We start from the raw sequence: 25,881 nt of genomic DNA on the forward strand, positions 1-25,881 counted from the left end.
ACGTTCGCCTGCACCGAAAATCTTTGCGCTGACACCACACTCACCTAGGAGTACCTGCCGTGGCGTACACGACCACGGCGCCGCACGCTCGCAAGCACACCGCCCTGCGGGTCCTGGTCCTCGACCAGGGCCCGGGGCTGTGGGGCGCGCAGCAGTACCTGCTGCGCCTGCGCCCGCTGCTGGCAACCGACGGCGTCGACCTGACCCTGGCCTGCCCGCCGGAGCTCGAGCAATACGAGCACTGGCACTCGCACGACCTCCCGGCGATCCCGCTGGCGCTGCCCGTGTCGCGGTCGATCCGCGATGAATCACGCATCAGTGCACCGCGATTGGCCACAGAGCTGGGCCGTTCACTGGCGGTACCGCGCCTGATCGCCCGCGCGGCGATCCGGGGCGGCTACGACCTGGTGCTGGCCAACTCCCACTGGACCCACGTCGATGCCGCTGTGGCAGCACGTATCTGGCGGGTGCCGACGGTGCTCACCCTGCACGAGACGTCGGTCCCGGGATTGGGGCGGCGGCTGCGGGATCTGGCGGTGGCCGGCGCCGGACACACCATCGCGGTCAGCGAGTCGGTCGCCGACACCGTCGGCGCGGGCGTACGGGGGCGTGTCTCGGTGATCCCGAACGGGGTGGACACCTCGGTGTTCACCCCGCCCGACGACGAGGCCCGACGTGAGGTGCGCCGCGAACTGGGCATCACCGAGAGTCAGCGAGTGGCGCTGGCCGCCACCCGGATCGACCCGAGCAAGCACATCGAGGACCTCGTCGACCTCGCCTCCGCCTGCGACGAATCGGTCACCGTGCTGGTCGCCGGTACCACCTCGGGCCACGGCGACTACGAACGCCGGGTCCGGGAACGGGCCGCAGCGTTGCCGCCCGGCCGGATCCGGTTCCTCGGGGCCCGCGACGACATCCCGCGGCTGCTGGGTGCTGCCGACCTGTATCTGCACACCGGCCTCATCGAGGGTATGCCGCTCGGGGTGATCGAAGCCCAGTCCGCGGGCGTCCCGGTCGCGGCCTACGAGGCGGCCGGCGTGCGAGAGTCGGTGCGCGACGGCGAGACCGGCTATGTGGTCGCGCCACGCGACGTCGACGGACTCGTCCGGGCCGCCCGTCGCGTATTCGGGTCGGCACCCCTGCGCCGCGACTTGGGCGCGGCGGCACGCGCCCATGTGCTGCACCGTCATCGGCTCGGTGCCCAGGCCACCGCGAACGCCCAGGTGCTGCGCGCGGTGTGCTCGCCGGCCACCCGCGCCCGCGTCGGTGCGCCATGAGTGTCGCACTGCGTGTTCGCACCATGATGCCCGGCTCGATCGCCGTCGACTCGGTGGCACTGATCACCACATCGGTGCTGACCGCGGTGACCGGGATCGCGTTCTGGACGGTCGTCGCCCGGATGATCCCGCCGCACGAACTGGGCGTGCAGACCGCATTGCTCTCCCTGATGACCATGGCCGGTACGGTCGCGGCCTCCGGGGCGGGTAACGCCATGACCGCGATGATCCCGGCGACGCCGGCCCCCAAACGCGCACGGCTGCTCCGCCAGGCGGCACTGGTGGTCCTGGTCGGCTCGGCCCTGGCCGGTGGGGTCGCGGGCACGTTGGGCGCGTTCACCATCGATCAGCACGTGTCGCCGGCGACCGTCCTCGCAGTGGTTGCCGCCGGCTCGATCATCATGGCGTTCTTCGCATTCAAGGACACCGTGCTGACCGCGCTGTCGGTGGCCCGACGGCTTCCGGCGCTCAACATGGCCGGCGCGATCGTCAAGATCGCGTTGGTACCGCTGCTGCTGTGGGGTGCGGTCGCGCACGCCGCGGTCGCCGCGACGCTCAGCGCGTCGGTGCTGACCTGTGTGGTGGCCGCCGTCCTCGTCCGCCGGGTGATCGATCGCGAAGTGCCCGCCGACGATGTCCTCCGCGACCACGGCCGGCGTCAGCTGATCGGCTTCGCGGTGCGCGACGGTACGGCCGGTCTGATCTCGATGGGACCGTTGCTCGGCGCGCCGTTTCTGGTCACCTGGCTGGCCGGGCCGGTGGAGGGCGCCATGCTCGCCCTGATGCTGCCGATCTCGCAGGGTCTGGACTACCTGTCCATCGGCACCGCGACCGCGCTGACGAAACACCTACCCACCGCGGCCGATCCGGATGCCACCGTCACCCGGATCTGGCGGGTCACCCAGACCGCGGTGCTGACGGCCGGTGTCGTGCTGCTGGTGGCGGTGGCGCCGATCCTGTTCACATTCTTCGGGCGCGACTACGACACCACCATCCTCTGGGTGACGCTGGCACTGCTGTGCGTGGGCTCGGCCGCGCGGGTGGCCTTCGTGACCTGGGCGGCGGTGCTGCGGGCCACGTTGGCCACCCGCACCCTGCTGATCACCAATCTCACGACCAGTGCGCTGTCGGTGCCGATCCTGGTGGGCCTCACCGCCCGATGGGGCGCGATCGGTGCGGCCGGCGGGCTGGCCGTCGGCTCGGCGCTGCTGGGGGCGGTTGGCTGCCACAGGTTGTGGACGCGCCGGGCCACCCACCCGAGGCCCGCCATCGGCTCACAGACAGTGGAGGCCGTCCGATGACACATGTGGTGCTGGTCAACGCCTGGCACGACGACAACAAGGGCGATTCGGCGATCACCAGCGGCGTTCTGAGGCTCGTCGAGCAGGCCCGGCCGGACGCCGATGTCACCGTCGTGGGTCTCACCGAGGGGACCGAGCCGACGATCGTCGGGACCCGGCACGTGGCCCGGGCACATCCGCGGTCCCGGATCCGACCGATGCCGGCGCCCACCGAGTTGCGTGGGAAGCGCAGCGCCACACCGCTGGTCGACGTGCCGATCTGGCTGGCCCGCTTGACCGGGCCGGCCGCCGCGATCGCCACCGGGCGACCGCATCGTGGCTTCGCGGAGTTGTTCGCCGACGCCGACCTGGTCGTCGGCGTCGGCGGATCCAACCTGTACAGCGACGCGTCGGTGAACCCGCTGGTGAGCATGGCCCGCCTGTTCACGCTGACCATTCCGCTGCGGACGGCTGCGCTCATGGACATTCCGACCGTGCTGCTCGGACACACCCTGGGACCGTTCCCGCCGACGCGGCGCACGACCGCCGCGATGGCCCGCCGCATGCTGTCGTCGGCGACCGCGACCATCGTCCGAGACCAGGCATCGCTGAAGGTCGCCGCCGATCTCGCCCTACCCGGCCCGGAGTTGGCCCCCGACATGGCCTACGCGATCGAACCGACGATGTCCGAGCGCGTCTCATCGGTCGTCGACGGACTCGACGTCCCGATGCGTCGGACCGCGGTGATCGCGATGCGCGCACACCCGTCGCTCGGCCCGGCGGACGACCTGCGGGTGTGCCGCGAACTGGTCGTCTCGGCGCAGCTCTTACGCGATCGGGGCCTCATCGACCAGGTCCTGGTGGTGGCACACACCCTGGGGCCCACCGACATCGAGGACGACCGGCCGATCTCGCGGACACTGACCGGCCTGCTACGCGAGGCCGGGGTGCCGGTGCACTACCTCGACGACGATCTCGGGCCCGATGAACTCGCGGCCCTGTACGGTCTCGCCGGCGCGATGATCGCGGTGCGTCTGCACGCGGCCGTACTCGCTCTGCTCTCGGGCACACCGACATTCGCGATCGGCTACTTCTCCGCCAAATCGACCGGCGTGATGACCTCGGCGGGCCTCGCCGACTGTGTGGCCGACTTCACCGACATCACCGCCGGGCGTCTGGTCGACGCGCTGGCACCACGGGTGGGCGACCCCGACACGCGGGGTCGCCTCGCCGCGATCAGCCGCCGTCACCGCACCAGGCTCACCAGCCGGGCGGCCGATTGGCTACATCCGGCGCGACCCGACACGACCTCCGACACCCATGACACGCGCGAGACAGGGGATGCACACGATGCACACACATGACGAGGACAGGCCGGCCGAACCCGCCGGCATCGAGATCACCGAGCTCATCCCGATCCTGAGCAACGCGGAGAGCAGCCGCGTCGACGCGGCCGGTACCCGACCGCGCGACACGGGTCCGCTCGATGCCGACCCGCTCGATATCGGAGCCCGATGGGTGGGCGAGATCCAGGCCGGAGACCGCTTCGCCGACACGGTGCTGCTGCGCGAGCCGCACCACCACACCCGGGCGCGGCTGCTGGTGCGCGACGGCACGGCGGTGCGCGGCTTCATCGACGTCGGCGTGGAGTCCGGCACTGTACTCGGCCGCGAGGTCACGCGGGAGGCCGCGCGACTGCCGGCCGCGCCACCGGCACCCGCCGCTGCCGCCGCGCCGCCGGTATCGGTGGTCGTCTGCACCCGCGACCGCACCCGCGAGCTCACCCGGGTGGTCGATTCACTGCTGGCGATGGACTATCCGGAGTTCGAGGTCGTCATCGTCGACAACGCCGCGTCGTCGCTGGACACCTGGCGCTACGTCGACGCCCACCACGACCCGCGACTCCGGGTGGTGAACGCGTCCGTGCCGGGGTTGGCAGCGGCCCGCAATCGTGGTCTCGAAGAGGCCCGCCACGGTGTCGTCGCGTTCACCGACGACGACGTGATCGTCGACCGGCATTGGCTGCGATGTCTGAGCCGGCCGTTCGCCGACCCTGCCGTGGGCTGCGTGACCGGCCTGGTGCCGGCGGCCCAGTTGCACACCACTGCACAGGTGGTGTTCGAGCAGCGCGTCGGCTGGTCGTCGAGCATCTCGCGACGCACCTACGCCATCGCCGACGGCGGGGTGCATGGCGCACTGTTCCCGTTCCGGGTGGCCGACTACGGCACCGGCGCCAACTTCGCGGTCCGACGTGCCACCGCCTTCGAGCTCGGCGGATTCGACGAGGCGCTGGGCGCCGGGTCACCGACCAAGGGAGGCGAGGACATCGACTGGTTCGTGCGCACCCTCGTCGGCGGGTACACGCTGGTGTTCGAACCAGACGCCATCACCTGGCATCAGCACCGGACCGACGACGGCGCCCTGTTGTCGCAGGCCCACGGCTACGGCCTCGGTCTGGGTGCGTGGCTCACCAAGGTGGCGATGGATCGGCAGCTGGCGCCATTGGCGTGGTCGCGCTCCGGATCGGCGTTGCGGCATCTCGTCGTGTCGGTCGGCGCACGATCGAGGCCGGTCGGCACAGCCGCCACCGGACCCGTGCAGGTGCACCGGACCGTGGCCGGTGCGGGCCGCGAGGAGATCACCGGCCTGATGGCCGGGCCCCGCGCACTGCTCACCGCACGCGCTCAGGGCCGTAAGGCCGCACCGTTCCGGTCCTTCGCAGCGCTGCCGCCGATTGTCGCGGCCGTCGGCTCACCAGGGAGCACATCATCGTCACAGTGACCCCCGCCCAGCCCGACGGCATCGTCGACGTCCCGTCGACGATGCCGGTGCGGCCGCGTACACCCATCCCGCTGGGTCCGCCGATCGCCGCGGCGTCAGGTGCTGCGGCTGTGCTGTCCCTCATCCCGCTGCCGGCGATGCTGCGGCTGTTGTTGGTGGCGCCCATGCTCATCGGCGGCCTGGGTACCGCGCTCACCTGGCCGCTGCGGCTTCCGAGCCACCTTCGTCTCGCCCTGTTCCCCGCGCTGGGTCTGGCTGCTCCGATCGGAGTGGCGACCGGCCTGCTGTGGCTGGGCAGGTACTCGCCGACGGCCGTCACACTCGCATTGGCAACCGTCTGCCTGCTCTCCGGCGGATGGGGACTTCGCCGGCGCGCTCCGGCGAGGACACGAACGGAGCTGCGCCGCCGGTGGCGGCTGGCACGCCCCCGCCGCCGAGTGCGCCGGCTCTGGTCGTCGACGCGGTTTCGGGCGCTGACGGGCCTGCTGGCGCTGTGGGCGGTCGGGCTGGTGTTGGCGTCGGGGGCCGACGTGGGGCTGTTCGGACTGATGTTCACCCCGGGCGGGCTGGTGATGGCGACCGCGCTGGTGGGTACGGTCATCGTGTTCGTGTGGTGTGTGATCACCGACGACACCCTCGTCGCGACGTCGGCGATCGCGGCCACGATCGTCATCATCCGCTTCCCGGTGTCGCTGCTGACCGAGGTCCCCATCTACGCGTGGACCTACAAACACATCGGACTCGTCGACTTCGTCGGCGACACCGGTTCCCTACCACCGTCGTTCGTCGACATCTACACTCGCTGGCCGGGGTTCTTCGCCGGTGCCGCCTGGTTCAGCGCGGCCAGTGGGACCGATCCGGTGGATGTCGCGCACTGGTTCGCTCCGGTCATGCATGTCCTGCTGGCCGCCGCGATCTGGGGCCTGGCCCGCGCACTGGGCCTGTCGGTGCGCGCCGGACTCATCGCGGTGATGTGCGCCGAACTCGTCAACTGGGTGGGCCAGGACTACTACGCGCCGCAATCGGTCGCGCTGGTGCTCGCGGTGACGGTGATCGCACTGTTCGCCGGCTCCCGGACGCAGACCGCAGCAGCCTATTTCGCCATCCCACTGATGGGCGTGATCGCGGTGGGCCACCAACTGACGCCGGTGTGGGTGCTCGGCTGCGGCGGACTGCTGACCCTGCTCAACCGGGTCCGCCCGATCTGGCTGATCGCGGCGTGTGGCGGCGTGTGGTTGGCCTACATCCTCCCGCGGCTGTCGTCGGTGATGAAGTACGGCCTGTTCACGGGTTCGAATCCGTTGGACAACGCCAAGACCAATATCGGTGGCGCCACAGGTGACTCGGTTGCGCGATCGGTCACCGAGGCTGTCGACCGCGGCGTCGCGTTCGCCGTGTGGTTCAGCGCCGCAGCCGCTTTCGTGTACCTCTGGCGGCGCGGCAACCCCGATTGGGCACTGCCGGTGGTGGCCTTCTCACCGATCCTGCTGCTCGCCGGACAGAGCTACGGAGGCGAGGCCATCTTCCGGGTCTTTCTCTACTCGCTCGTCGGCTGCAGCATCCTGGTGGGCGCCGCACTCGCCGAGGTGCTGCCCGGTGGTGGCGACCCGGACACAGCGAAGCGCCGGCCGAGATTGCGGACCGTGCTGGTGACGGGCGCGATCGGCGTGGTGGCCGTCGGTGCTTTCCACGGCTACTACAGCGGGTGGGCCTACAACGTGATCACCAGATCACAGGTGACACTGAGTCAGCAGATGTTGGCCGAGGCGGAACCGTCCACCGTGATTGTCCGCATGGCACCGGCCGGTTGGCCGGAGCGGCCGAGCGGCGACTACGTACGGATAGCCGAGGCCAATCCGGGCTACGACCGTCCGCTGGTGTTCCTGCGGAACTCGCTGTCGCGCGGATTCCCCACCGACGAGGACATCGACTTCCTCAACAACCTGGGCCGGTTCGCCGGCGGCGGTTTCTACATGGTCCTGCCACGCCAGATGTCAATCTACAGCGACTACTTCGGGTACTTCCGGTCCGGCGCGATCGAGTCGCTGGTCGAACGCCTCGATGAGGAACCGAACTGGCGTCGCGACCGATCCGACCCGGACACGATCGTCTTCCGCTATGAACACGTCCCGACCGAGAGCGAGCCATGGTGAAGCCGACTCTGTTGGATCGCGCCGCCGGCGATGCGCGGGTCATCGTCGGGATGGGACCGCTGCAGCTACCGTCTCGCGACGAACTCGCTGCCGACGTCGTGCGGCTGGCCGCGCTGTCGACGGGTAACCGACTCGGGTTGCGTCGCGGGCCGGCGTCCGATCGCCGGCGGTGGCGCTACGAACCGGACCGTCTCGACGAGTCCGTGCGGTGCTGGTCCGAGGACTTTCCGGGCACCGATCACCTCGACCTCGTGGACAAGCTGATCCTGCTGCGACGTCGCACCCCCACTCCCGACGGCGTGCGACTGTACCTGGCGGGCGATCACCTGATCACCGATCTATCCCATGCCGTCTTCGGCGGCGGCCTGGTCGTCCGGCTCTGGGTGTATCTGTCGCAGTGCGCATCTCGGCCTACACCCGACTGGGCGATGGCGCCGGCCGAGCGACCGCACCTGCTCTGGGCGCTGACCCGACACCTCCTGCGGCGTCCGCGCAGCGTGCCGGAGCTGATCGCCGAGGCGCACAACAAGATACCCGCCGCCACAGGGTCCGACATCGCGGCGGCGGCCGGCCCACCCGAGCCGAGTACGGTGACCGCGTACCTCGGTGTCGGTGAGCTCGCCGCGCTGCAGGAGTGGCGCCGTGCCAACGCACCCGGATGTTCGGTGGCGGTGCTGCTGATGGCCGCGCTGACACGGGCGTTCGTCGCGGCGGGATTCGACCTCGACCCGGTGGCGCATGTCGTCGTCGACGTCGGCCGTTACGACCGGTCGCTGGCCGAGCACCTCGGGAATGTCGCGGTGGGCCTGAACCTCCCGTTCGCTGCACCGCACGATCCGGCTGCGCTGCAACACGAGTTGTCGTCGGCGATGACGTCGGGTCGGCCACTGGCCGCGATGCTGGCCATCTCCGCCGGCGAGTGGGCGGCGGAGATGCGGCGCCGACTGGGCGGACCGGACGGGCGCGGCGACGAACCGGTGGCGATCGGGGCGGGGACGACGCTGTCGTTCAGCCATCTGCTGGGTCTGGACGCCATGCCCGACGGCGGCTGGCTGGGTGGGTTCGACGCGCACGAGTTCGCCGCGATCAGCGATCCCGTGGGAAGTCGAGGTATCGCGCTGCTGACACCGAAGATGCGTGATCGCCATGACATCTCGGCGTCCTTCGACGCCCGGTATCACCATCCCGACGCCGTTGCGCGAGCGCTGGAACTGGCGACCGGCGATCCCGTGGCGATACTCGACGCGCGCGAAGTCCTCGATCTGGGAGAAGCACCGTGACACCTCGATTCATCCGACGTCCGCTCCACGCCTGCGGGCGCTATCTGCGTGATCTGTTCCGGTCACCCAACGGCACACGCCCCGTGCCGATCTGGGTGGTCGTCGGGTCGTTCGCGGCGACCGCGTCACTGGTCGCCGCCGGGGTCGATGCGGCGGCCAACGGTTCCCTGCAGTCAAACGATCTGGTGACCCTGCAGACCGATCTGGGACTGGTGGCCGCCGACGAGTTCAGCGGCGCCGCCGGCACCCTGCCGAGCGCACGGATGTGGAACATCCGTACCGGCGACGGCGGATGGGGGAACGACGAGAAGCAGACCTACACCGATTCGCCACAGAACGTGTCGCTGGACGGCTCGGGCAACCTGCGCATCGTGGCCCGCCGCGACGGTGACCGGGTGACGTCGGCACGGATCGACACACTCGGCAAGTTCGACACGTCGACCGGGCTGCTCGCGGTGCGCGCACGGCTGCCGGAAGGTCAGGGCATCCATCCGGCGATCTGGATGCTCGGGTCGGGGCTGGAGGTCGTCGGCTACCCGGAATCGGGTGAGATCGACATCTACGAGCACGTCAACTCGGTGCAGGACAACTCGGTCGGCGCGATCGGGCCGCGCACCGACCTGTCGATCAAGACACCGTGGAAGGTGCAACGGCGGCTACCTGCTGCGGAGGCCGCGACGCCCGGCGCCTATCACGTCTACTGGGTGTACCGGCAGCCCGGCCTGGTTCGCATCGGCCTCGACGGCGACACCGTCATCACCCTGACCCCCGATGACATCCCGGCGCAGTCGGTCTGGGTGATGGACGATCCGTTCTTCCTCGTGCTCAACGTCGCCGCCGGCGGCGAATGGCCCGGGCCGGTCGACGCCGATGCGCTGCCCGCGGAGATGTCCGTCGACTGGGTGCGGATGTACGGCTGATGCGCACACTTCTGCAGCGATTCGTCATCGGCCTGCTGGTCCTCATCACCGTCGTGGTGGCGGGATGTGACAGCCCCCCACCGCCCGAAGACCTCGGCGCCGGGATCATCACCGACGACCTGGGCCCCGACATGCGCGCCTATCACCAGGAGAACACCGATCCAACCGGAATCGTCGTCTGGTTCCACGGGATGGACTCCGACGGAACCGAATTCACGCACAACCCCAAGCACCGTCACTTCGCAGAGCCGTTCCTGCGCAGCGGTTGGGTGGTGGTGTCGGCGTCGGCCGGCGGAAACTCGTTCGGCAACGACGCCGCGATGTCGGCCTACCGGACGTTGATCAACCGCTCCCGCGCCGAATTCGGCACCCGCAGATTGCTCTTCGCGGGCGAGTCGATGGGTGTGCTGCCGGCCCTGCGGCTCTACGCCGAACCGGAGTTCGCCGGCATCGACGGTCTCGTCGGGGTGTCACCGCTGACCGGTCTGCCGCCGACGATGCGCGGCGTCGACTTCATCGTCGAGGCGTGGGAGGGCACGGTCCCCCAGCGCGCGGACCCGTTGTCGGAGCCCGCTTCCGCCTACGAGCACCGGCGGATGCTGTTCTTCTACTCGACGGCCGACACGGTGGTGCCGTCGGCGGCCGGGGCACGCGCCTTCGCGATCCGCTTCGGCAAGGCCGCCACCGTGGCATTGCGGGTGTGCGCCGGCGACCATGTGGACGGCAGCTGTTACGGCGGTGACGCCGCGCTGGCATTCGCCCGGCACGACCCGCGGTGAGGTCAGGTGGTGGTGGCGCCGGTCCAGTGACCGGAGGCGAAGAACTCCTCGAGGACGGCGATCGGTTCGTGGAGGTCGAAGCCCTGCCGGTTCAGCCAGTCGTCGTCGAAGTAGGTGCCGGCGTAGCGGTCCCCCGAATCACACAGCAGGGTGACCACGCTGCCCGGGCGGCGCTGCGCGGCCATCTCGGCGACGATCTGCAGCGCACCCCACAGATTGGTGCCGGTGGACCCGCCCACCAGGCGGCCGAGTCGTTCGCTGAACAGCCGGGCGGTGGCGATCGAGGCGTTGTCGGGCACGCCGATCATCCGGTCGATCACCTGTGAGACGAACGACGGCTCCACCCGCGGACGTCCGATCCCCTCGATGCGCGAGCCGACCTCGGCGCGCAGCGAGCCGTCGCCGGTGTCGTAGGCGGGTAGGAACACCGAGTTCTGCGGATCCACCACCGCCAGCCAGGTGGGGTGGCGCCGATACCGCACGTAACGACCCAGCGTGGCCGACGTCCCGCCGGTCCCGGCGCCCACCACGATCCATGTCGGGATCGGGTGATCCTCCTGCGACATCTGGGCGAAGATCGATTCGGCGATGTTGTTGTTGCCCCGCCAGTCCGTGGCCCGCTCGGCCATCGTGAACTGGTCGATGAAGTGCCCGCCGAGTTCCGCCTCGAGCCGCAGCGCCTCGGAATACACGTCGCCGGGCCGGTCGACGAAGTGGCAGCGGCCGCCTTCGCGTTCGATCAGGGCCGTCTTGGCCGGCGAGGTGCTCGACGTCATCACCGCGATGAACGGGACGCCGATCAGTTTGGCGAAGTAGGCCTCGCTGACCGCCGTCGACCCCGAGGACGCCTCGATGACCGTGGTGCCCTCGGTGACCCACCCGTTGCAGATCGCGTACAGGAACAGCGACCGCGCCAACCGGTGTTTGAGAGAGCCGGTCGGATGGGTGCTCTCGTCCTTGAGATAGAGCTCGATGCCGGTCTCGCGTCCGTCGTCGGTCCAGCGCGACCAGTCGGGCAGCGCGAGCCGGTGCAGATGGGTGTCGGCGCTGCGTCGGCCGTCGGCCTCGATCAGGCGGACGGCATTCTCCGACCACGCCCGGTCGCCACGGTGGTCGACGATCCTCGTCGGCTGCACCGGGGTCAGTCCGATGTGCCGCGCAGACGCGACTGCAGGTCGTCGTGGCGCGCTCGGCGCGCGTCGTCGACGGCGGCGATCTGGCTGTTGACCCGCAGCCGCAGCTTCTTGAACAGGACCAGTCCCAGCGGCAGCGCGATGAGCACGCCGAACACGGCTGCCACCAGCAGCGGCACCTCGACGCCGACGAGCGCGCCGACCCCCATGATGATCGCCGCGACCGCCACGACGAGCGCCAGGCGGGCCACGGTGTACATCGCCACCGCGAGCGCCACGCTGCCGGCGGTCGCCTGGGTGGGGGTTGTGGCCTGGGTGGTGGCGGCGGGGTCTGCTGCGTCCGGGGACCCGGAGGCGTTCTGTTCTGTCACGAATGAGCCTTCTTTCCGATCTCTGCACCCAGCGTACTGGGGTTATGCGATCGGCCGAGCGCCCCCTCGCACGCCAGGGCCCGCCCGGAATGCCGGTTTTGCACTCTCTTTACCGTTTCCTGACTGTTCGAACACCCGGCATACCGGCGTGTATCCATGAGGTGATCCCAGATCGCCACCTTTGTGGGCGGAGAGAGGAACATCGTGACGATCACCGACGCAGCCGGAGCCCCCGGCGTCATCACCCCCGGTCTCGCCAGTCAGCACACCCTGACGCCAGGCCAGGTGGCAGCCATGTTCAACGTGAATCCGAAGACTGTCGCCCGCTGGGCCAGTTCGGGCCTGCTCGGCTCGATCCGCACCCCGGGTGGACACCGACGTTTCCGGGAGTCCGACGTCGTCGAACTGCTGAACCGCCGCACCCACTGAGCAGGGTCTGCCCCGTTCCGTCGCAACCTCACGTACGCTGGTTTACGGGAGGTTGCCATGACGTTTCTGTTTGCTTTGATCGGGATCGCAGCAATTGCTTTCCTGTTGTGGCGTGCCTTCGGCCCTCAACTCGGAGAGTCGGACGAGCGCGATGACCACGCGCCCCGTCGACCGACGAGGCCGGCCAAGCCGTCGGGTCCGGTAGGCCCCGACGACGACCCTGATTTCCTGCGCGACCTCGATCGTCGGACCCGTGGCACCAACGGGTCCGATGGCGACGACGCCTGATCGCGGGTACCGGAACTCACGGCCGCGAACCCTACCCCGAGGTAGGGTAATCTCGTCTCACTACGCAGTGCGGTTGACTCCGCTGTCAGTCGACTGCGCCGGTGGCGATGACAGTATCGACGTGGACGCGGGGGACAAACGAGGGTGACAGCCGGTGATGCGCGCCGAACTCCGGCGCATGACGACGACTCCAGCTTCGCCGAGAAGTTGGGGTATCTGTTCGAGCATTCCCGGGACGAGAACGGCGCACCGTACACCGGCAAGAAGATCGCCGAACGTGCCAACGGATTGGGTTACTCGCTGTCGGACGCCTACATCTCCCAGTTGCGGACCGGCAAGGCGCGCACGCCCTCGTTCCGCACCGTGGAGGCCATCTCACGGGCCTTCGAGGTGAGTGTCACCTATTTCCTGGCCAATCCCGACGAGGATCTCGAGCGGGTCCGCCAGCAGCGGGAGTATGTGGAGATGCTCGCCACCACCGGCACCCATCTGTCCGGGATCGACGTGCGGGCCATCTGCCCGGACACCATCGATGTGCTGATCGACCTGCTGAAGGTGGTCAAGGCCCAGGCGCAGGCACAGGGCGACACCGTGGCGCCGCCCGGCGAGAACCAGAACCCGGCCTGATCCGACCGCCGATCACCCGGCAGCCGACTCACAGTCCGGCGCCACTCACAGGCCGGCGCAACTCACAGGCCGGCGTAGGAGTGCAGCCCGGACACCACCAGGTTGATGGCGAACAGGTTGAACAGCAGCGTCACGAACCCGGCGACGTTGATCCACGCGGCCGCGTTGTTGCGCCAGCCGGCCGTCGCGCGGGCATGCAGATAGGCCGCGTAGATGACCCAGGCGATGAACGACACCGTCTCCTTGGGGTCCCAGCCCCAGAATCGGCCCCAGGCGGCCTCGGCCCAGATGGCGCCGCAGATCACGCCCAGACCGAACAGCGGGAAACCGAAGACGACGCACTTGTAGGCGAGCCGGTCGAGCGCGTCGGCGTTCGGGATGTGCGCGACGATGCGGCGCGTGCCGGCGAACAGGCCCTTGCCGGTCAGCGGGTCGGTGGCGTCGTCGTCGGCGTCGGTTTCGGTGCTCCCCCACCGCACCTTGACCAGGTAGAGCAGGCTCGCGACACCGGACACCAGTAGCACACCCGACGAAATCGAGATGATCGAGACGTGCACGGCCAGCCAGTACGACTTCAGTGCCGGCACCACCGGCGCGGCCTGGGTGTAGAGCCAGCGGCCGCCGATGAACATCAGCAACGCGACCGGCAGCAGCACGAACGACAGCAGCGGACGATGCTCGGGCTTGCGCAGCACCACCACACCGGCGACCACGCAGGCCGCACACGTCAGCGAGATGAACTCGTACATGTTGCCCCACGGCGCCCGGTCGGTGGCCAGGCCCCGCAGCACGATCGAGGCGATGTGCGCGATCAGCCCGACGAACACCACCGGATAGGCCATCGCGGCCAGCCGGGAGCCCTTGGGACGGCGCGGGGCCGGACCGTCGATGCGGCCGGGTGCGCGGTCGTCGACGGCCACCGTCGCGCCGCCGGAGGTCACCAGCTGGGCGGCGGGGGCGAGTTTGCGTGCCCGCGCGCCGGCGAGGGCGGCCAGGAACAGCACCATCGCCACCACGTACACCGTGATGGCGGTGCCGAACAGGAGGTCGGAGTAGCGCGCGAGCGTCTCGTCGACCTGCGTCGAGCCCGTATTCATGGCACCCGTCCTTTCGTTGCTGACTGCTACAGGCGCCGTGCGGCGCGTCCGGCGTCTGGGTCGTCCGGGTCGATCACCAGGCGACGCGCCTGCTCGGTGAATCCCTCGCCCCAGCCCGCCTGATCGGTGCGCGCCAGGCCGGCAATCTCTACTACCGTACGTCGTTTGGTTCCGTCGCCGGAATCGGACGTGGTGACCGGCACGACGCGCGCCCAGATGCGTCGCCGCCGGATCAGCAGCGACACGAGCAATCCGCCCAGCATCGCGATCGACGACACCAGCACCCAGATCTGGGCCGGATCATGCGACACCTGCACCGACACCCACCGCTGGTAGCCGTCGAACCGCACCTGCGTGCCGTCGGCCAGCGTGTGGGTCTGTCCCTCGCCCAGGTTCACCTGGGCGCGTTGTTGGAGTCGACCCTGATCGATCAGCGACTTGTCGAGCGAGTACGCGTTCTGCGGCAGGCCGGTGTCCAGGCCGGTGTCGCCCTCGTAGATGCGGATGGCCACGTACGGGTCGTTCGGCTCCGGGGAGGCCGACGTCAGCAGGGTGCCGTGGAAGTTGGCGGTCGGCGCGAACAGACCTTCCACCGCGATCTGATGGTTGCGGCGCTCGTCGGCGTCCGGGTAGAGCCCGGCGGGGGTGTCGAACCGGATCGCACCCGACGACATCATCGTCTGCAGTTCGTCGGGGATGAACGGCACCGTCTGGGTGCGCTGCTCCCCGTTGGGGAAGGTGACGGTGAACGTCGGGGCGAAGCCGTTGCCCAGCACGTACACGCGGTCGCCGGCGACGCGCAGCGGCTCGTTGACGCGGATGCGCGCGGTGGGCCAGGTCGATGCGTCGGCACTCGGCGTGCCCTCGGCGTAGCGGACCTGCGCGGTGTACATGTCCGGCTGACCGTTGGGCAGGAAGGTCGCCTCGAAGTCGTCGACGCGGAAGCAGAACGGCTCGAGGTCGGTGCCGTCGACGAGGTTGCCGGCGCGGAAGGAGTCGTAGACGGCGGTCGAGGTGTTGCACAGACCCTCGCCGTCGGCGACCAGGCTGCGGGTGCCCTCGTAGCCGTAGAGTTTGCCGAGCGCGATCGACACCAGCAGCGCGAGCAACGCGAAGTGGAAGACCAGGTTGCCGAACTCGCGCAGATACCCCTTCTCGGCGGAGACCTCGACGACGTCGGCACTTCCCCCCGCGTCCCCCGCAGATCGAGTAGCCCCGGAGCCTGCGGAGGGGCGTATCGAGATCACCCGCCGCCACCCACGCAGATTCCGCGATATCCGCTCGGCGATCTCCTCCGGCTCGCCGTCGACCTCGATCGTGACGTGCCGCGGCAGCCGCTTGAGGTTGCGCGGCGCGGCCACCGGCTTGGCCCGCAGGCTGTGGAAGTGCTCGATCATCCGCGGCGTCAGGCAGCCCACCAGGGACACGAACAGCAGCACGTAGATGGCGGTGAACCAGGCGCTGGAGAAGACGTCGAACAGCTGCAGCCGGTCCATCCACTCGCCGATCCACCCGTGGTCGGCGATGTAGGTGAGCGTCTTCTGTTCGTTGAGCGACCGCTGCGGCAGCAACGCGCCGGGGATGGCGGCCAGCGCGAGCAGGAACAGCAGGATCAGCGCGGTGCGCATCGAGGTCAGCGAGCGCCACAGGTTGCGCGCCGGCCACAGCACGCGGCGGCGGAACCAGTGCGGACGGCGCGGCGGCGGTACGTCGGCGGTGTCGCGGCGGTCGGTGGTCACCTCGGTCATACGGGTAGCTCCGTGTCGGTGATGAAGGCGTCGCGCACCCAGACGATGAACTGGTCCCACGCGCCGGTCACCAGGGCGATGCCGACGGCGATCAGCATGATGCCGCCGAACACCTGGATGGCGCGGGCGTGATTGCGCAGCCAGCCGAGGCTGCGCAGCGCCCACGCCGAGGAGAAGGCGAGGATGACGAACGGGATGCCGAGGCCGGCGCAGTAGGCGACGATCAGCGCCACCCCTTTGGCGGCGGTGGCGCCCTCGGTGCCGCTGGCGGTGGCGATCACCGCGGCCAACGTCGGACCCAGGCACGGGGTCCAGCCGAGTGCGAAGACGGCGCCGAGCAACGGTGCACCCACGATGTTGGACATGCGGCGCGGCGCGAACCGGAACTCGTGTTGCATGGCGGGCACCAGGCCGATGAACACCAGCCCCATCAGGATGGTGACCACACCGCCGATGCGCTGCAGAAGTTCGCGATTGACCACGAAGGTGCTGGTGATGCCGAGCACGGTGGCGGTGGCCGCGACGAAGATGACGGTGAAGCCGAGGACGAACAGCGCGGCGGCGATCGCCACCCGCGATCGGCCGCTCTTGGCGGGTTCGCCGACGGTGACCGCGGGCGCCTCGGCGCCGACCAGACCGGCCAGATACGACAGATAGCCGGGAACGAGCGGCACCACGCACGGGGAGGCGAAGGAGACCAGGCCGGCGATGACGCAGGCGGCCAGCGCCAGCAGCAACGGTCCGGAGGTGACGGTGGTGGCGAAGGTCTCGCCGATGGCGGCCTGCGGGGCGAGGTCGATCACGGCGCACCCTGCTCGACCGCCGACGACGCCGGCGCTGCGGCGGGGCTTTCGGCGGCGATCCGGCGCACGGTCGCGTCGAGTTCCTCGGCGGTGACGGCCTTGAGGAACACCGCCGCGGGACGGTGCTGCCGGTCGAGTACGACGGTGGTGGGCACCACCGAGGTGGGAGTGGTCAACGCGGCGAGGGTGATGCCGTCGAAGTCGTAGATGGACGGGTAGCCGACGTTGCGGTCGGCGACGAAGTCCTTGGCGCTCTGCCGGTCGTCGCGCAGGTCGATCCCGAGGAACTCGACGCCGAGATCCTTGGTGTTCTCGTAGACGGTTTCGAGGTCGTCGGCCTCGCCGCGGCATGGGCCGCACCAGGAGCCCCAGACGTTGATGACGACGACCTTGTCGGCGAAGCGTTCGTCGCCGAGCGCGAGCGGCTCGTCGGTGATCAGGTCCGGGCCCGACAGTTCGGCGACCGGTTTCCGCTGCTCAGGCGGGTAGGTGATCACCATCTGTCCGCCCGGTGAGACGAACTCGAACGTGTCTCCCTGCGCGACGGCGTCGTCGCCGGTGCTGCAGCCGCCGACCACACCGATCACGACCGCCAGCGCCGCCAGCAGCAGAGAGAACCTTCGCACATTCGTCCTATCGCACCGGGCCGGTCACGCCCCGGTGGCCAACGGGTCCGAGGCGCCCACCGGCTCGGAGTAGATGATGTCGACGAGCGCGTCGTCCTCGTAGATCAGGCTGGTCAGCGACGCCAGCGAGCACTGCCGCCGGCGCGGGTCGTGCCACAGCCGCTGGCCTTCCAGGAAGCGGCGCAACGTGTAGACGGGCAGCTGGTGGCTGACGCAGACGGCTTCGTGGCCGCGCGCGGCGTCGCGGGCCTTGTTGGCCGCGGCCAGCATGCGGTGGGCCAGCTGGATGTAGGGCTCACCCCACGACGGGGTGAACGGATCCCGCATCTTGGGCCAGTGGCGCGGTTTGCTCAGCGCGCCGTCGCCGACGGACACCTTCAGGCCCTCGAAGACGTTGTCGGCCTCGATGAGTTCGTCGTTGGTGATGATCTCGAGTCCGTGCGCCCCGGCGATGGGGGTGGCGGTCTCCTGCGCACGCTGCAGCGGCGAGGCGAACACGGCGGTCACGTCGTGGTCGGCGAGGGTGGCGGCCACCTTGTTGGCCTGGGCGCGCCCGGTGTCCGACAGCCGGAAGCCGGGCAGGCGCCCGTAGAGGATGCCTTCGGGGTTGTGGACTTCCCCGTGCCGCATCATGTGGACGATCGTGTTGGTCATCTGTCTCCCCCGGGTCAGCTCGGGACCGCTGCGGCAGCGGCCTGCGCGGCTGCCGGCAGTGCATCGGCGATACGAGAGAAAGCATCGTCGTCCAGCGCCGCGGACACAAACCAGGCCTCGAACGCACTCGGCGGCGGATAGACGCCACGCTCGAGCAGCGCATGGAAAAACGGGGCAAAACGCCAGGTCTCGGTGGCCTTCACACCCGGATAGTCGGCGATCGGCTCGCCTGCGTCGGTGAAGAAGACGCTGAGCATGCTGCCGGCGCGCTGCACGCGGTGGGCCACGCCGGCGGCGTCGAGGGCGTCGGTCAGCAGTGTGGCGAGACGGTCGGCGTTGTCGTCGAGGGCGCGGTAGACGGCGGCGTCGGCGTTGCGCAGGGTGGCCAGGCCGGCGGCGACGGCCACCGGGTTCCCCGACAGTGTGCCGGCCTGATAGACCGGGCCGGTCGGGGCGAGGCGTTCCATCACGTCGGCGCGGCCGCCGAACGCGGCGGCGGGCAGGCCACCGCTCATCACCTTGCCGAAGGTGTAGAGGTCGCCGCCGACGCCGTCGAGGCCGTACCAGCCGGACGGGCTGACGCGGAAGCCGGTCATCACCTCGTCCATGATCAGCAGCGCGCCGTGGCGTCGGGTGAGTTCACGCAGGCCGGCGTTGAAGCCGTCGTGCGGTGCGACCGCACCCATGTTGCCGGCGGCGGCCTCGGTGATGACGGCGGCGATGTCGTCGCCGAACTCCTCGAACGCCTTGGCGACGGCCTTCAGGTCGTTGTAGGGCAGGACCAGTGTGTCGTGCGCGGACGCGCCCGTGACGCCCGGCGAGGTGGGCAGGCCGAGGGTGGCGACACCGGACCCGGCGTCGGCCAGCAGGGCGTCGACGTGGCCGTGGTAGCAGCCGGCGAACTTGATGACCTTGCTCCGCCCGGTGTAGCCGCGGGCGAGCCGGATGGCCGACATGGTGGCCTCGGTCCCGGAGTTGACCAGCCGGACCTGCTCGACGGGGTCGACGCGGTCGATGATCTCCTCGGCGAGTTCGATCTCCGACGAGGTGGGCGCGCCGAAGGAGAGGCCGCCGGCGGCTGCCTGCTGCACTGCGGAGACAACCGCGGGATGTGCATGGCCGAGGATCATCGGACCCCAGGAGCAGACCAGATCGATGTACTCGTTGCCGTCGACGTCGGTGAGTCGGCACCCCTGCGCCGAGGCGATGAAGCGCGGATCTCCACCGACTGCGGAGAACGCCCGGACCGGGGAGTTGACCCCGCCGGGGATGACCTGGGCAGCGCGGGCGAACAGCGCTGCAGACTTCGCGGCGACTTCAGCGGATCGGGTCACGGGGACCAGTGTTCCAAATCGCCTCGTGAGGGCCAAAATTGTTCAGGGTGTTCTCAGGGAGAGTGTGACGTGGGCGACCGTGGTGCGGCGTTCCGGGTGTCGGCGTAGCCGCACACAGTACCTGTGTACCCGCTACAGTGACCGTGCCCAGCCCCGCGAACCCGAGGACGCGCCTTGCCTGCACACGCCGTCGACACATCGGTCGAAGACGCACCAGTCTATGAGCCTCCCGAGTCTTGGATTCCCGTCGACAAACGACGCTTCGGCATGGACAGCCGCACGCTGGTGCCGGGGTTCGTCGTCCTGGCGATCGCGCTGATCCTGTCGTTCGTACCGGCGATGATCAACGCGTCGGTCGACTACGACGATCCGGTGGTCGCCGGCGATGTGATGGCTGTCGGTGATCGCGTCACGTTCACCCCGACCGTCGGCTGGAACATCACCGGCGGGCTGCGCGAGAGCCAACCGCTGCCGGGCGGCGAGTACCCGCCGGTGGCGACCGTCGCCGATTCGGGCATCGTGCTGCAGATCCGCACCGCACCCTTCGACGGCACCCCCGAGGAGTTGCTCGACCAGATCCGCGACAACAACGCCGACCTCGGCGATCTGGCCCCCGACATCGGACAGAAAGCGGCGTCCATCACCACCACCGACGGGCATCGCGGCGTGATCGCCGACTATCAGGTCCCGACCGGCGAAGGCGTTGTCGCGGCGTTCGTGGACGACGGACTCGGTGTGGAGGTCGTCGCGGCGGTGCCGCCGGAGTACGAGCGGGAATCCGCCGAGGACATCGCCCGGATGATCCAGAGCATCACCATCGGAGAGGCATCGGAGTGACCACGACCGCCGGCGACCAGATGCCGCAACAGAATCCGCCCCACCTCCAGCGCGCCCGCCTCGACGCCATCACCAAGTCCGGTCGCGGCGAGGGCTTCCGGTTCATCCAGCCACGCAACCTGTGTTGGTGGGTGTACATCGCGATCGTCGCCTACGGAGCGATGCTCACGATCACCATGTTCGCGGCGCCGTGGCACGCCTACGCGGGCGAACTCGGCACCACCATCGCCGTGTTGCTCGTCTACGGCGTGGTGCTGTGGTGGTTCACCCGCTACATCGACCGCTACTCCCCCGTGCCCGGCAGCGTAGTGCTGACGGCGCTGGTGTGGGGTGCGGTCGGCGCCACGATGGCCATCGCCATCAACGCCAACGATCCGATCCGAGCTCTGTACGCCAAGGCATTCGGCCAGCAGTTCGCCGCCGAGTGGTCTGCCGGGCTCACCGCCCCACTGACCGAGGAGATCTCCAAGGGGCTCGGCGTCGTGCTCTTGATCTATCTGGCGCCCAAGGTGATCCGTACGGCGTTCGACGGCTTCATCGTCGGCGCGTTCTGCGGCTTGGGTTTCCAGATCTTGGAGGACGTCCTCTACTCGTTCAATCTCGCGGGTTCGCATTTCGGCGCGGACGCCGGTGACATCGGATTCGGCGTGGCCGTGCAGCGGATGCTGACCGGGTTGTCGGGGCACATCTTGTTCTCGGCGATCGTCGGCGCGGGCATCGTCTACCTGCTCGGCCGACCGGGCGAACCGCGCAACGTGGCGCGCGGGCTCGGTTTTCTCGCGATTCCGGTCGCGATGCACTGGTTCTGGGACTCGATGGGCGCCTTCCTGCCCGCGCCGAACGACGCCGTGGTCATGGTGGAACTAGTGATCGTCATGTTGGTCTTCCTGGCCGTCGTGGTCTGGGTGTTCCATCTCGTCGTCGGTCGCGAACGCCGGTATCTCCGAGACATTCTCGCGCCCGAGGTCACCACCGGCGTACTCACCGACGACGAGTTGGCGGCCGTCGCGGGCGACTGGAAGCAGCGGCGGCGGCTACGCAAGGCTGCCGGCGGGCACGACGGCCGGCGCCGGGAGAGCTGGGTGGTCGAGGCTGCCGGAGACCTTGCCGACGCGTTGGCCCGCTCGCGCGGTGCGGACACACCCGAGGTCGAGTTCGCCCGGTCGGAGGTGACGCGGGTGCGCGGTGAGGTGTCGATCAACAGCTGAGGCCAGCTCCGCCGCCGAACCCACCCCGGCTGCCGTTCGACCGTATTCGACAGCAGCCCCAGCGGCGGGCGGTGACGACAATTGTCGCTACCAGTCGCTCAGGCGACAGGTGGAGACGCCCGACGACGTCGGCGGCCGCCCATTCGGGTTGCCTCCTTGTCGCGAACTCCATCATGAGGTCGAGCATGCCGACGAAACCGGCCAAATCGGGTTCCGCGCATAGCGGTGTGTGATTCTGTGGACCGGCACCCGACCTGTGGACTACCGACGCCGTATACAGCTGCGGCAGCGTGGGTGGCCGCCGACAATTGTTGTCGGCCCCACCCCCTGAGACCGCAGCCGGATACGACTACTCCAGCGCCGCAGCCACTGCGTCGGCGATGGCCTGCTGGCCGGCCGCGTTCGGGTGGACGGGGGCTGCGCCGGACGCGCCGTTGCGCGGTTCGATCCACCGCTGCCCCACCGGAGCACAGGCGTCGTGGCCTTCCGACGCCGGCGCCATATCAACGAACCGGGCTCCGGTCTGCTCGGCCGCGCGCTGCAGAGCGGCATTCAGAACCGATTGCAGCTCACGCAGATACGTGACATCGCCGGTCGCGACCGGCATGGCCGGGTAGCAGCCGCCGGTCGGCGGCAGTATCCACGGATAGCCGACGACCAGGATCTCGGCATCGGGCGCCTTGTCACGCACCGCCTGCAGCGCGTCGAGAAGTGCCGGCGCGGTCTGGTTCTCGACGATGTCGACGTACTCGGCGCCGCGGGTGTCCGCGCACGGTGATCCGGACAGATCGCGGGCGGCGAGGTCGGCGCACTCGCGGATTGCGGTGCTGTAGAGGTCGCTGTCGTTGCCGCCGATCATCACCGTGACGATGTCGGCGTCGTCGGTGAGCGCATCCAGTTGTGGTGGTACGCCGTCGTACTGGAGCGACGCGAAGTCTGTTGTGTCGGCGCCGCTGCAACTCACATCCGTCAACCGGTAGCCCTCGGCGGCGGCGAGCACGTGCGCGAAATTGCGCGACGACCGCAGGCACAGCACCGGGGAGTCGGCGACCAGGGGTTGCACGCCGGCCGCGGCGGAGAAGCTGTCGCCCAGGTTCACCAGGTGCAGTTGGTCGGTGTCCGTTGTGGTGGAGGCGCTCACCGACGGGGGCGTCGGGGGTGCACTCGGCGCCGCGGAGTCGTCGATGTCGTCGGCGCAGCCGGCAATGGTCATCACGGCTGCCGCGATCCCAGCGGCCACAGTCTTTCTCACTCCTGCGCTCCCAACAACATCAACAACAGTTCGGCTCGGACACGCGCGTCGGTCAGGTCCACATCCAACAGATCCTCGATTCGTTCGACCCGGTGCCGCAGTGTGTGCCGGTGCACACCACGCGCCGCGGCGGCAACGCCCCAGTTGCCGTTGGCCTCCAGGTAGGCCAACAACGTCTCCCGCAGCTCGGTGCCGTGCTCGTCGTCGTGGTTCAGCACAGGGGCCAGCAGTTGGGTGTGCGCGTCGGCAAGCGCGCGGCGCACGGCGTCGACGGTCAGCAGCGACCGGGTCCCGTGCAGATCGGCGAGCTGTCCGACGGCCGCCGTCCGGCAGGCCAGCCTCGCCTGCCGGACGGCGTCGGCGACGTCACGCACATCGGTCACCGCCCCCACCCCACCACCGACCGGGCCGGCGGAGTTGACGACGGCGAACAGGGTGGCCGCCAGCTCGACGGAATCGTCGCCGCGGAGCAGCACCACCAGTTCCGGTCCGTCGCGGTGTACGAAGACCGCATGCCACCGACCGTCGAGCTCATCGACCAGCAGGCGCTGCCCGCGGGTGGCCGCGTCGTCGTCGCCGAAGCGCAACGCCAGCGCCCGCACCCGTCCCGACGGGTCGGCGGCCCGCGCCAGAATACGTTGTACGCCAACTCGCTCGGTGGGATCGTCGAGCGCCGATGCCAGTGTGTCGGTGTGCAACTCGACAAGATCGCGGCGTAGCTGGCGTGGTTTCGCGTGCTCGATGGCCAGCAGCGAGATCGCGTGGCCGACAAGCATCCGCGCGACGTCGTCGAGGGCGGTGCGCCCCACCGTGCCGAGGTGTCCGAAGGTTCGTCCGCCGGAGCCGACCCGGGACACCGCAATCGTGGCAGAATCGGTCACCGTGACCGCCGCCGCCGACGTCGGGTCACGAATCACCAGGTCGCGCAACCGGTTCAGGTCTGCTGACGACGTGGGCCCGGGTGCGCCGGCCACCACGGCCAGGCCGGTGTCGAGTAGCACCACGTTCTGCCCCACCGCGTCGGCGAGTTCGCGGACCACCGCCGTCGACCCGCCCGAGGCGGCCGCGCGGGTCATCTTCGGTTGCGCTTTGGTGGCCGCCAGCAGCCGCGACGATCGTTGCGCGGCGATCTGATCCAGCACGGCGCGGGTGATCGCGGAGAACGGCACCGGCAGCGGAACCTCGAACAGCGGTAGGCCCAGATCGTCGGCGATCGACGCCATATCGGCGGGCACCGTGTCGAACTCGAAACCCACACCCACTCCGACCGCCGCCACGCCGACGGCATCGAGGCGCTCGAGGTAGTCGCGCCAGATCGTCGGGTCACCGAGCCGCAGCCCCGTGGTCAACAGCACCTCGTCGCCGGACAACCATTCGCCGGGCTCGGTCAGTTCGCTGGTCATCACACAGTCGACGTGCCGATCGAGACCCACCGACCCGCCGCGCAGCGTCAGGTGGAGACGTCGCTGGGCCAGCAGCCAGCGCACCGTCGTCATGCCCACCACTGTAGCTGGACAAGGTGGAGCGTGATGGAGATCAGACTGTACACATTGTCAGGTCACCTCGGTCGGGTTGTCGGCGAAGACTGGGGCGTGAGGAGCGCCGAACCCACCATCGACGGAATGAGGACGAGATGACCGCCATCACCTACCGGGTACCTCAGAAGCGGCATCTCGTCACCGAGCTCCCGGGGCCACGCTCGGTCGCGCTGACGGAGCGTCGCTGCCGCGCGGTCGCGGCCGGACTCGGGTCGGCTACGCCGGTGTTCGCGGTCGACGCCGACGGCGGCATCATCGTCGACGCCGACGGCAACTCACTGATCGACCTGGGGTCGGGCATCGCTGTCACCGGAGTCGGAGCCAGCAACCCGGCGGTTGCCGACGCCGTCGCCGCACAGGCGCACCGGCTCACCCACACCTGCTTCATGGTCACCCCCTACGAGGGATATGTGGCCGTCGCCGAGAAGCTCAACGAACTGACCCCCGGCGATCACGAGAAGCGAACGGTGCTGTTCAACTCCGGCGCCGAGGCAGTGGAGAATGCAGTCAAGGTCGCACGGTTGGCCACCGGGCGCAACGCGGTGGTCGCCTTCGACCACGCATATCACGGCCGCACCAACCTGACCATGGCACTCACCGCGAAATCCATTCCCTACAAGCACAATTTCGGCCCGTTCGCGCCGGAGGTGTACCGGATGCCGATGAGCTACCCGCTGCGGGACCCGGAGGGGGCCGACGGAGTTGCCGCCGCCAACCGCGCCATCGGCATGATCGACACCCAGCTCACCGCCGACAGCGTGGCAGCGGTCATCGTCGAACCCATCCAGGGTGAGGGCGGTTTCATCGTGCCCGCACCGGGTTTCCTGCCGACGCTGGCCGCCTGGTGCCGGATGCACGGCGTGGTGTTCATCGCCGACGAGGTCCAGAGCGGGTTCTGCCGCACCGGTGCGTGGTTCGCCAGCGAACACGAAGGCGTGGTCCCGGATCTGATCACCACCGCCAAGGGGATCGCCGGCGGGATGCCGTTGTCGGCGGTCACCGGCCGCGCCGACCTGATGGATGCGGTGCATCCCGGCGGGCTCGGCGGCACCTACAGCGGCAATCCGGTCGCGTGTGCCGCCGCGTTGGCCACGATCGAACAGATGTCGACTCTCGATCTGAACGCACGTGCGCGCCACATCGGGGAGATCGCGTTCGCGTCGTTGTCGGCGACCGCCGAACGTCTCGCCGCCGCCGGCCACGACGTCATCGGCGAGATCCGCGGTCGCGGCGCGATGATCGCCGTCGAATTGGTGAAACCCGGTACCACCGAACCCAATCCGGAACTGGCCAAGGCGGCTGCGGCGCACGCACTCTCCCGCGGAGTGGTGGTCCTCACCTGCGGCACCTACGGCAATGTTGTGCGACTGCTGCCACCGATGGTCATCGATGATGATCTGCTGCGCGAGGGCCTGCAGATCCTCGACGAGGCCCTCACCCCCGCGTGAGTCACATTCTGCACAACA

24 protein-coding genes are annotated in these 25,881 nt (G+C 69.3%); 14 read left to right on the top strand and 10 right to left on the bottom strand.

Annotated features, from left to right (window positions below; all coding sequences use genetic code 11):
- Positions 1-59 precede the first annotated feature (59 nt).
- From NWF22_RS05535 to NWF22_RS05570, 8 genes are read left to right on the top strand one after another with little or no spacing between them, the layout of a single operon-like run.
- Positions 60-1,277, top strand: coding sequence for a glycosyltransferase family 4 protein (locus NWF22_RS05535; RefSeq protein ID WP_160900255.1), 1,218 nt, complete (start codon positions 60-62; stop codon positions 1,275-1,277).
- Complete coding sequence (locus tag NWF22_RS05540; RefSeq protein ID WP_160900253.1) at positions 1,274-2,578, top strand: lipopolysaccharide biosynthesis protein; 1,305 nt, start codon at positions 1,274-1,276, stop codon at positions 2,576-2,578. The genes NWF22_RS05535 and NWF22_RS05540 overlap by 4 nt, the downstream gene beginning before the upstream one ends.
- Entirely contained in the window at positions 2,575-3,921 is a 1,347-nt protein-coding gene (locus tag NWF22_RS05545; protein ID WP_160900252.1) for a polysaccharide pyruvyl transferase family protein, read from the top strand. The genes NWF22_RS05540 and NWF22_RS05545 overlap by 4 nt, the downstream gene beginning before the upstream one ends.
- Positions 3,908-5,338 (top strand): glycosyltransferase family 2 protein, encoded by a 1,431-nt coding sequence (locus NWF22_RS05550; protein WP_160900251.1) that lies wholly within the window; start codon positions 3,908-3,910, stop codon positions 5,336-5,338. The genes NWF22_RS05545 and NWF22_RS05550 overlap by 14 nt, the downstream gene beginning before the upstream one ends.
- A complete protein-coding gene (locus NWF22_RS05555; protein ID WP_160900250.1) occupies positions 5,335-7,491 on the top strand; it encodes a hypothetical protein in 2,157 nt (718 codons plus the stop codon). The genes NWF22_RS05550 and NWF22_RS05555 overlap by 4 nt, the downstream gene beginning before the upstream one ends.
- Positions 7,485-8,771 carry a hypothetical protein gene (locus NWF22_RS05560; protein ID WP_160900249.1) on the top strand — a complete coding sequence of 429 codons (1,287 nt, stop codon included), beginning with the start codon at positions 7,485-7,487 and terminating at the stop codon, positions 8,769-8,771. The genes NWF22_RS05555 and NWF22_RS05560 overlap by 7 nt, the downstream gene beginning before the upstream one ends.
- Positions 8,768-9,691, top strand: a complete 924-nt coding sequence (locus NWF22_RS05565; RefSeq protein WP_160900248.1) for a glycoside hydrolase family 16 protein — start codon at positions 8,768-8,770, stop codon at positions 9,689-9,691. Before NWF22_RS05560 ends, NWF22_RS05565 begins: the two co-directional genes overlap by 4 nt.
- Positions 9,691-10,470 (top strand): alpha/beta hydrolase, encoded by a 780-nt coding sequence (locus tag NWF22_RS05570; RefSeq protein ID WP_160900247.1) that lies wholly within the window; start codon positions 9,691-9,693, stop codon positions 10,468-10,470. The genes NWF22_RS05565 and NWF22_RS05570 overlap by 1 nt, the downstream gene beginning before the upstream one ends.
- Before the next feature lie 2 nt (positions 10,471-10,472).
- Here the strand turns inward: NWF22_RS05570 and cds1 are convergent, their stop codons facing one another.
- Both cds1 and NWF22_RS05580 read right to left on the bottom strand, forming a co-directional pair.
- A complete protein-coding gene (gene cds1, locus NWF22_RS05575) occupies positions 10,473-11,606 on the bottom strand; it encodes an L-cysteine desulfhydrase Cds1 (RefSeq protein WP_160900246.1) in 1,134 nt (377 codons plus the stop codon).
- A 5-nt stretch (positions 11,607-11,611) separates the two neighbouring features.
- Positions 11,612-11,974 carry a DUF4229 domain-containing protein gene (locus NWF22_RS05580; protein ID WP_258321329.1) on the bottom strand — a complete coding sequence of 121 codons (363 nt, stop codon included), beginning with the start codon at positions 11,972-11,974 and terminating at the stop codon, positions 11,612-11,614.
- Between the two features lie 204 nt (positions 11,975-12,178).
- On the opposite strand from NWF22_RS05580, the gene NWF22_RS05585 reads away from it, so the two are divergent.
- The 3 genes from NWF22_RS05585 (at position 12,179) to NWF22_RS05595 (ending at position 13,318) form a co-directional block, all read left to right on the top strand.
- Complete coding sequence (locus NWF22_RS05585) at positions 12,179-12,403, top strand: BldC family transcriptional regulator (protein WP_258321330.1); 225 nt, start codon at positions 12,179-12,181, stop codon at positions 12,401-12,403.
- A 57-nt stretch (positions 12,404-12,460) separates the two neighbouring features.
- Positions 12,461-12,691 (top strand): hypothetical protein, encoded by a 231-nt coding sequence (locus tag NWF22_RS05590; protein ID WP_160900245.1) that lies wholly within the window; start codon positions 12,461-12,463, stop codon positions 12,689-12,691.
- Positions 12,692-12,835: 144 nt separating this feature from the next.
- Entirely contained in the window at positions 12,836-13,318 is a 483-nt protein-coding gene (locus NWF22_RS05595; protein WP_160900243.1) for a helix-turn-helix domain-containing protein, read from the top strand.
- 62 nt (positions 13,319-13,380) lie between these two features.
- Here NWF22_RS05595 and ccsB read toward each other — a convergent pair whose 3' ends face one another.
- The 6 genes from ccsB to hemL are packed head-to-tail and all read right to left on the bottom strand — an operon-like array spanning position 13,381 to position 19,580.
- On the bottom strand, positions 13,381-14,415 hold the full coding sequence (gene ccsB, locus NWF22_RS05600) for a c-type cytochrome biogenesis protein CcsB (protein WP_160900241.1): 1,035 nt from the start codon (positions 14,413-14,415) through the stop codon (positions 13,381-13,383).
- Positions 14,416-14,441: 26 nt separating this feature from the next.
- The gene (gene resB / locus NWF22_RS05605; protein WP_160900240.1) at positions 14,442-16,163 is read right to left on the bottom strand and encodes a cytochrome c biogenesis protein ResB; all 1,722 of its coding nucleotides are present in this window, start codon (positions 16,161-16,163) and stop codon (positions 14,442-14,444) included.
- Positions 16,160-16,966 carry a cytochrome c biogenesis CcdA family protein gene (locus NWF22_RS05610; RefSeq protein WP_258321331.1) on the bottom strand — a complete coding sequence of 269 codons (807 nt, stop codon included), beginning with the start codon at positions 16,964-16,966 and terminating at the stop codon, positions 16,160-16,162. Before NWF22_RS05610 ends, resB begins: the two co-directional genes overlap by 4 nt.
- Entirely contained in the window at positions 16,963-17,592 is a 630-nt protein-coding gene (locus tag NWF22_RS05615) for a TlpA family protein disulfide reductase (RefSeq protein ID WP_160900239.1), read from the bottom strand. The genes NWF22_RS05610 and NWF22_RS05615 overlap by 4 nt, the downstream gene beginning before the upstream one ends.
- Before the next feature lie 24 nt (positions 17,593-17,616).
- Positions 17,617-18,246: a histidine phosphatase family protein gene (locus tag NWF22_RS05620; RefSeq protein ID WP_160900238.1), complete on the bottom strand. Its 630-nt coding sequence runs from the start codon at positions 18,244-18,246 to the stop codon at positions 17,617-17,619.
- 14 nt (positions 18,247-18,260) lie between these two features.
- Complete coding sequence (gene hemL / locus NWF22_RS05625) at positions 18,261-19,580, bottom strand: glutamate-1-semialdehyde 2,1-aminomutase (RefSeq protein ID WP_160900237.1); 1,320 nt, start codon at positions 19,578-19,580, stop codon at positions 18,261-18,263.
- A 267-nt stretch (positions 19,581-19,847) separates the two neighbouring features.
- Here hemL and NWF22_RS05630 point away from each other — a divergent pair, with 267 nt between their 5' ends.
- Positions 19,848-20,417 carry a hypothetical protein gene (locus tag NWF22_RS05630; protein WP_160900236.1) on the top strand — a complete coding sequence of 190 codons (570 nt, stop codon included), beginning with the start codon at positions 19,848-19,850 and terminating at the stop codon, positions 20,415-20,417.
- Complete coding sequence (locus NWF22_RS05635) at positions 20,414-21,625, top strand: PrsW family intramembrane metalloprotease (protein ID WP_160900234.1); 1,212 nt, start codon at positions 20,414-20,416, stop codon at positions 21,623-21,625. The genes NWF22_RS05630 and NWF22_RS05635 overlap by 4 nt, the downstream gene beginning before the upstream one ends.
- Before the next feature lie 349 nt (positions 21,626-21,974).
- On the opposite strand, the gene NWF22_RS05640 is transcribed toward NWF22_RS05635, so the two are convergent.
- Both NWF22_RS05640 and NWF22_RS05645 read right to left on the bottom strand, forming a co-directional pair.
- Positions 21,975-22,877: an SGNH/GDSL hydrolase family protein gene (locus NWF22_RS05640; protein WP_258321332.1), complete on the bottom strand. Its 903-nt coding sequence runs from the start codon at positions 22,875-22,877 to the stop codon at positions 21,975-21,977.
- Positions 22,874-24,373, bottom strand: a complete 1,500-nt coding sequence (locus NWF22_RS05645; protein WP_160900233.1) for a PucR family transcriptional regulator — start codon at positions 24,371-24,373, stop codon at positions 22,874-22,876. Before NWF22_RS05645 ends, NWF22_RS05640 begins: the two co-directional genes overlap by 4 nt.
- Positions 24,374-24,510: 137 nt before the next feature.
- Between NWF22_RS05645 and gabT the strand changes: the two genes are divergently transcribed.
- A complete protein-coding gene (gabT, locus tag NWF22_RS05650; protein WP_160900232.1) occupies positions 24,511-25,863 on the top strand; it encodes a 4-aminobutyrate--2-oxoglutarate transaminase in 1,353 nt (450 codons plus the stop codon).
- Positions 25,864-25,881: the final 18 nt, after the last annotated feature.

Source organism: Gordonia mangrovi, assembly GCF_024734075.1.
Taxonomy (GTDB): Bacteria; Actinomycetota; Actinomycetes; order Mycobacteriales; family Mycobacteriaceae; genus Gordonia; species Gordonia mangrovi.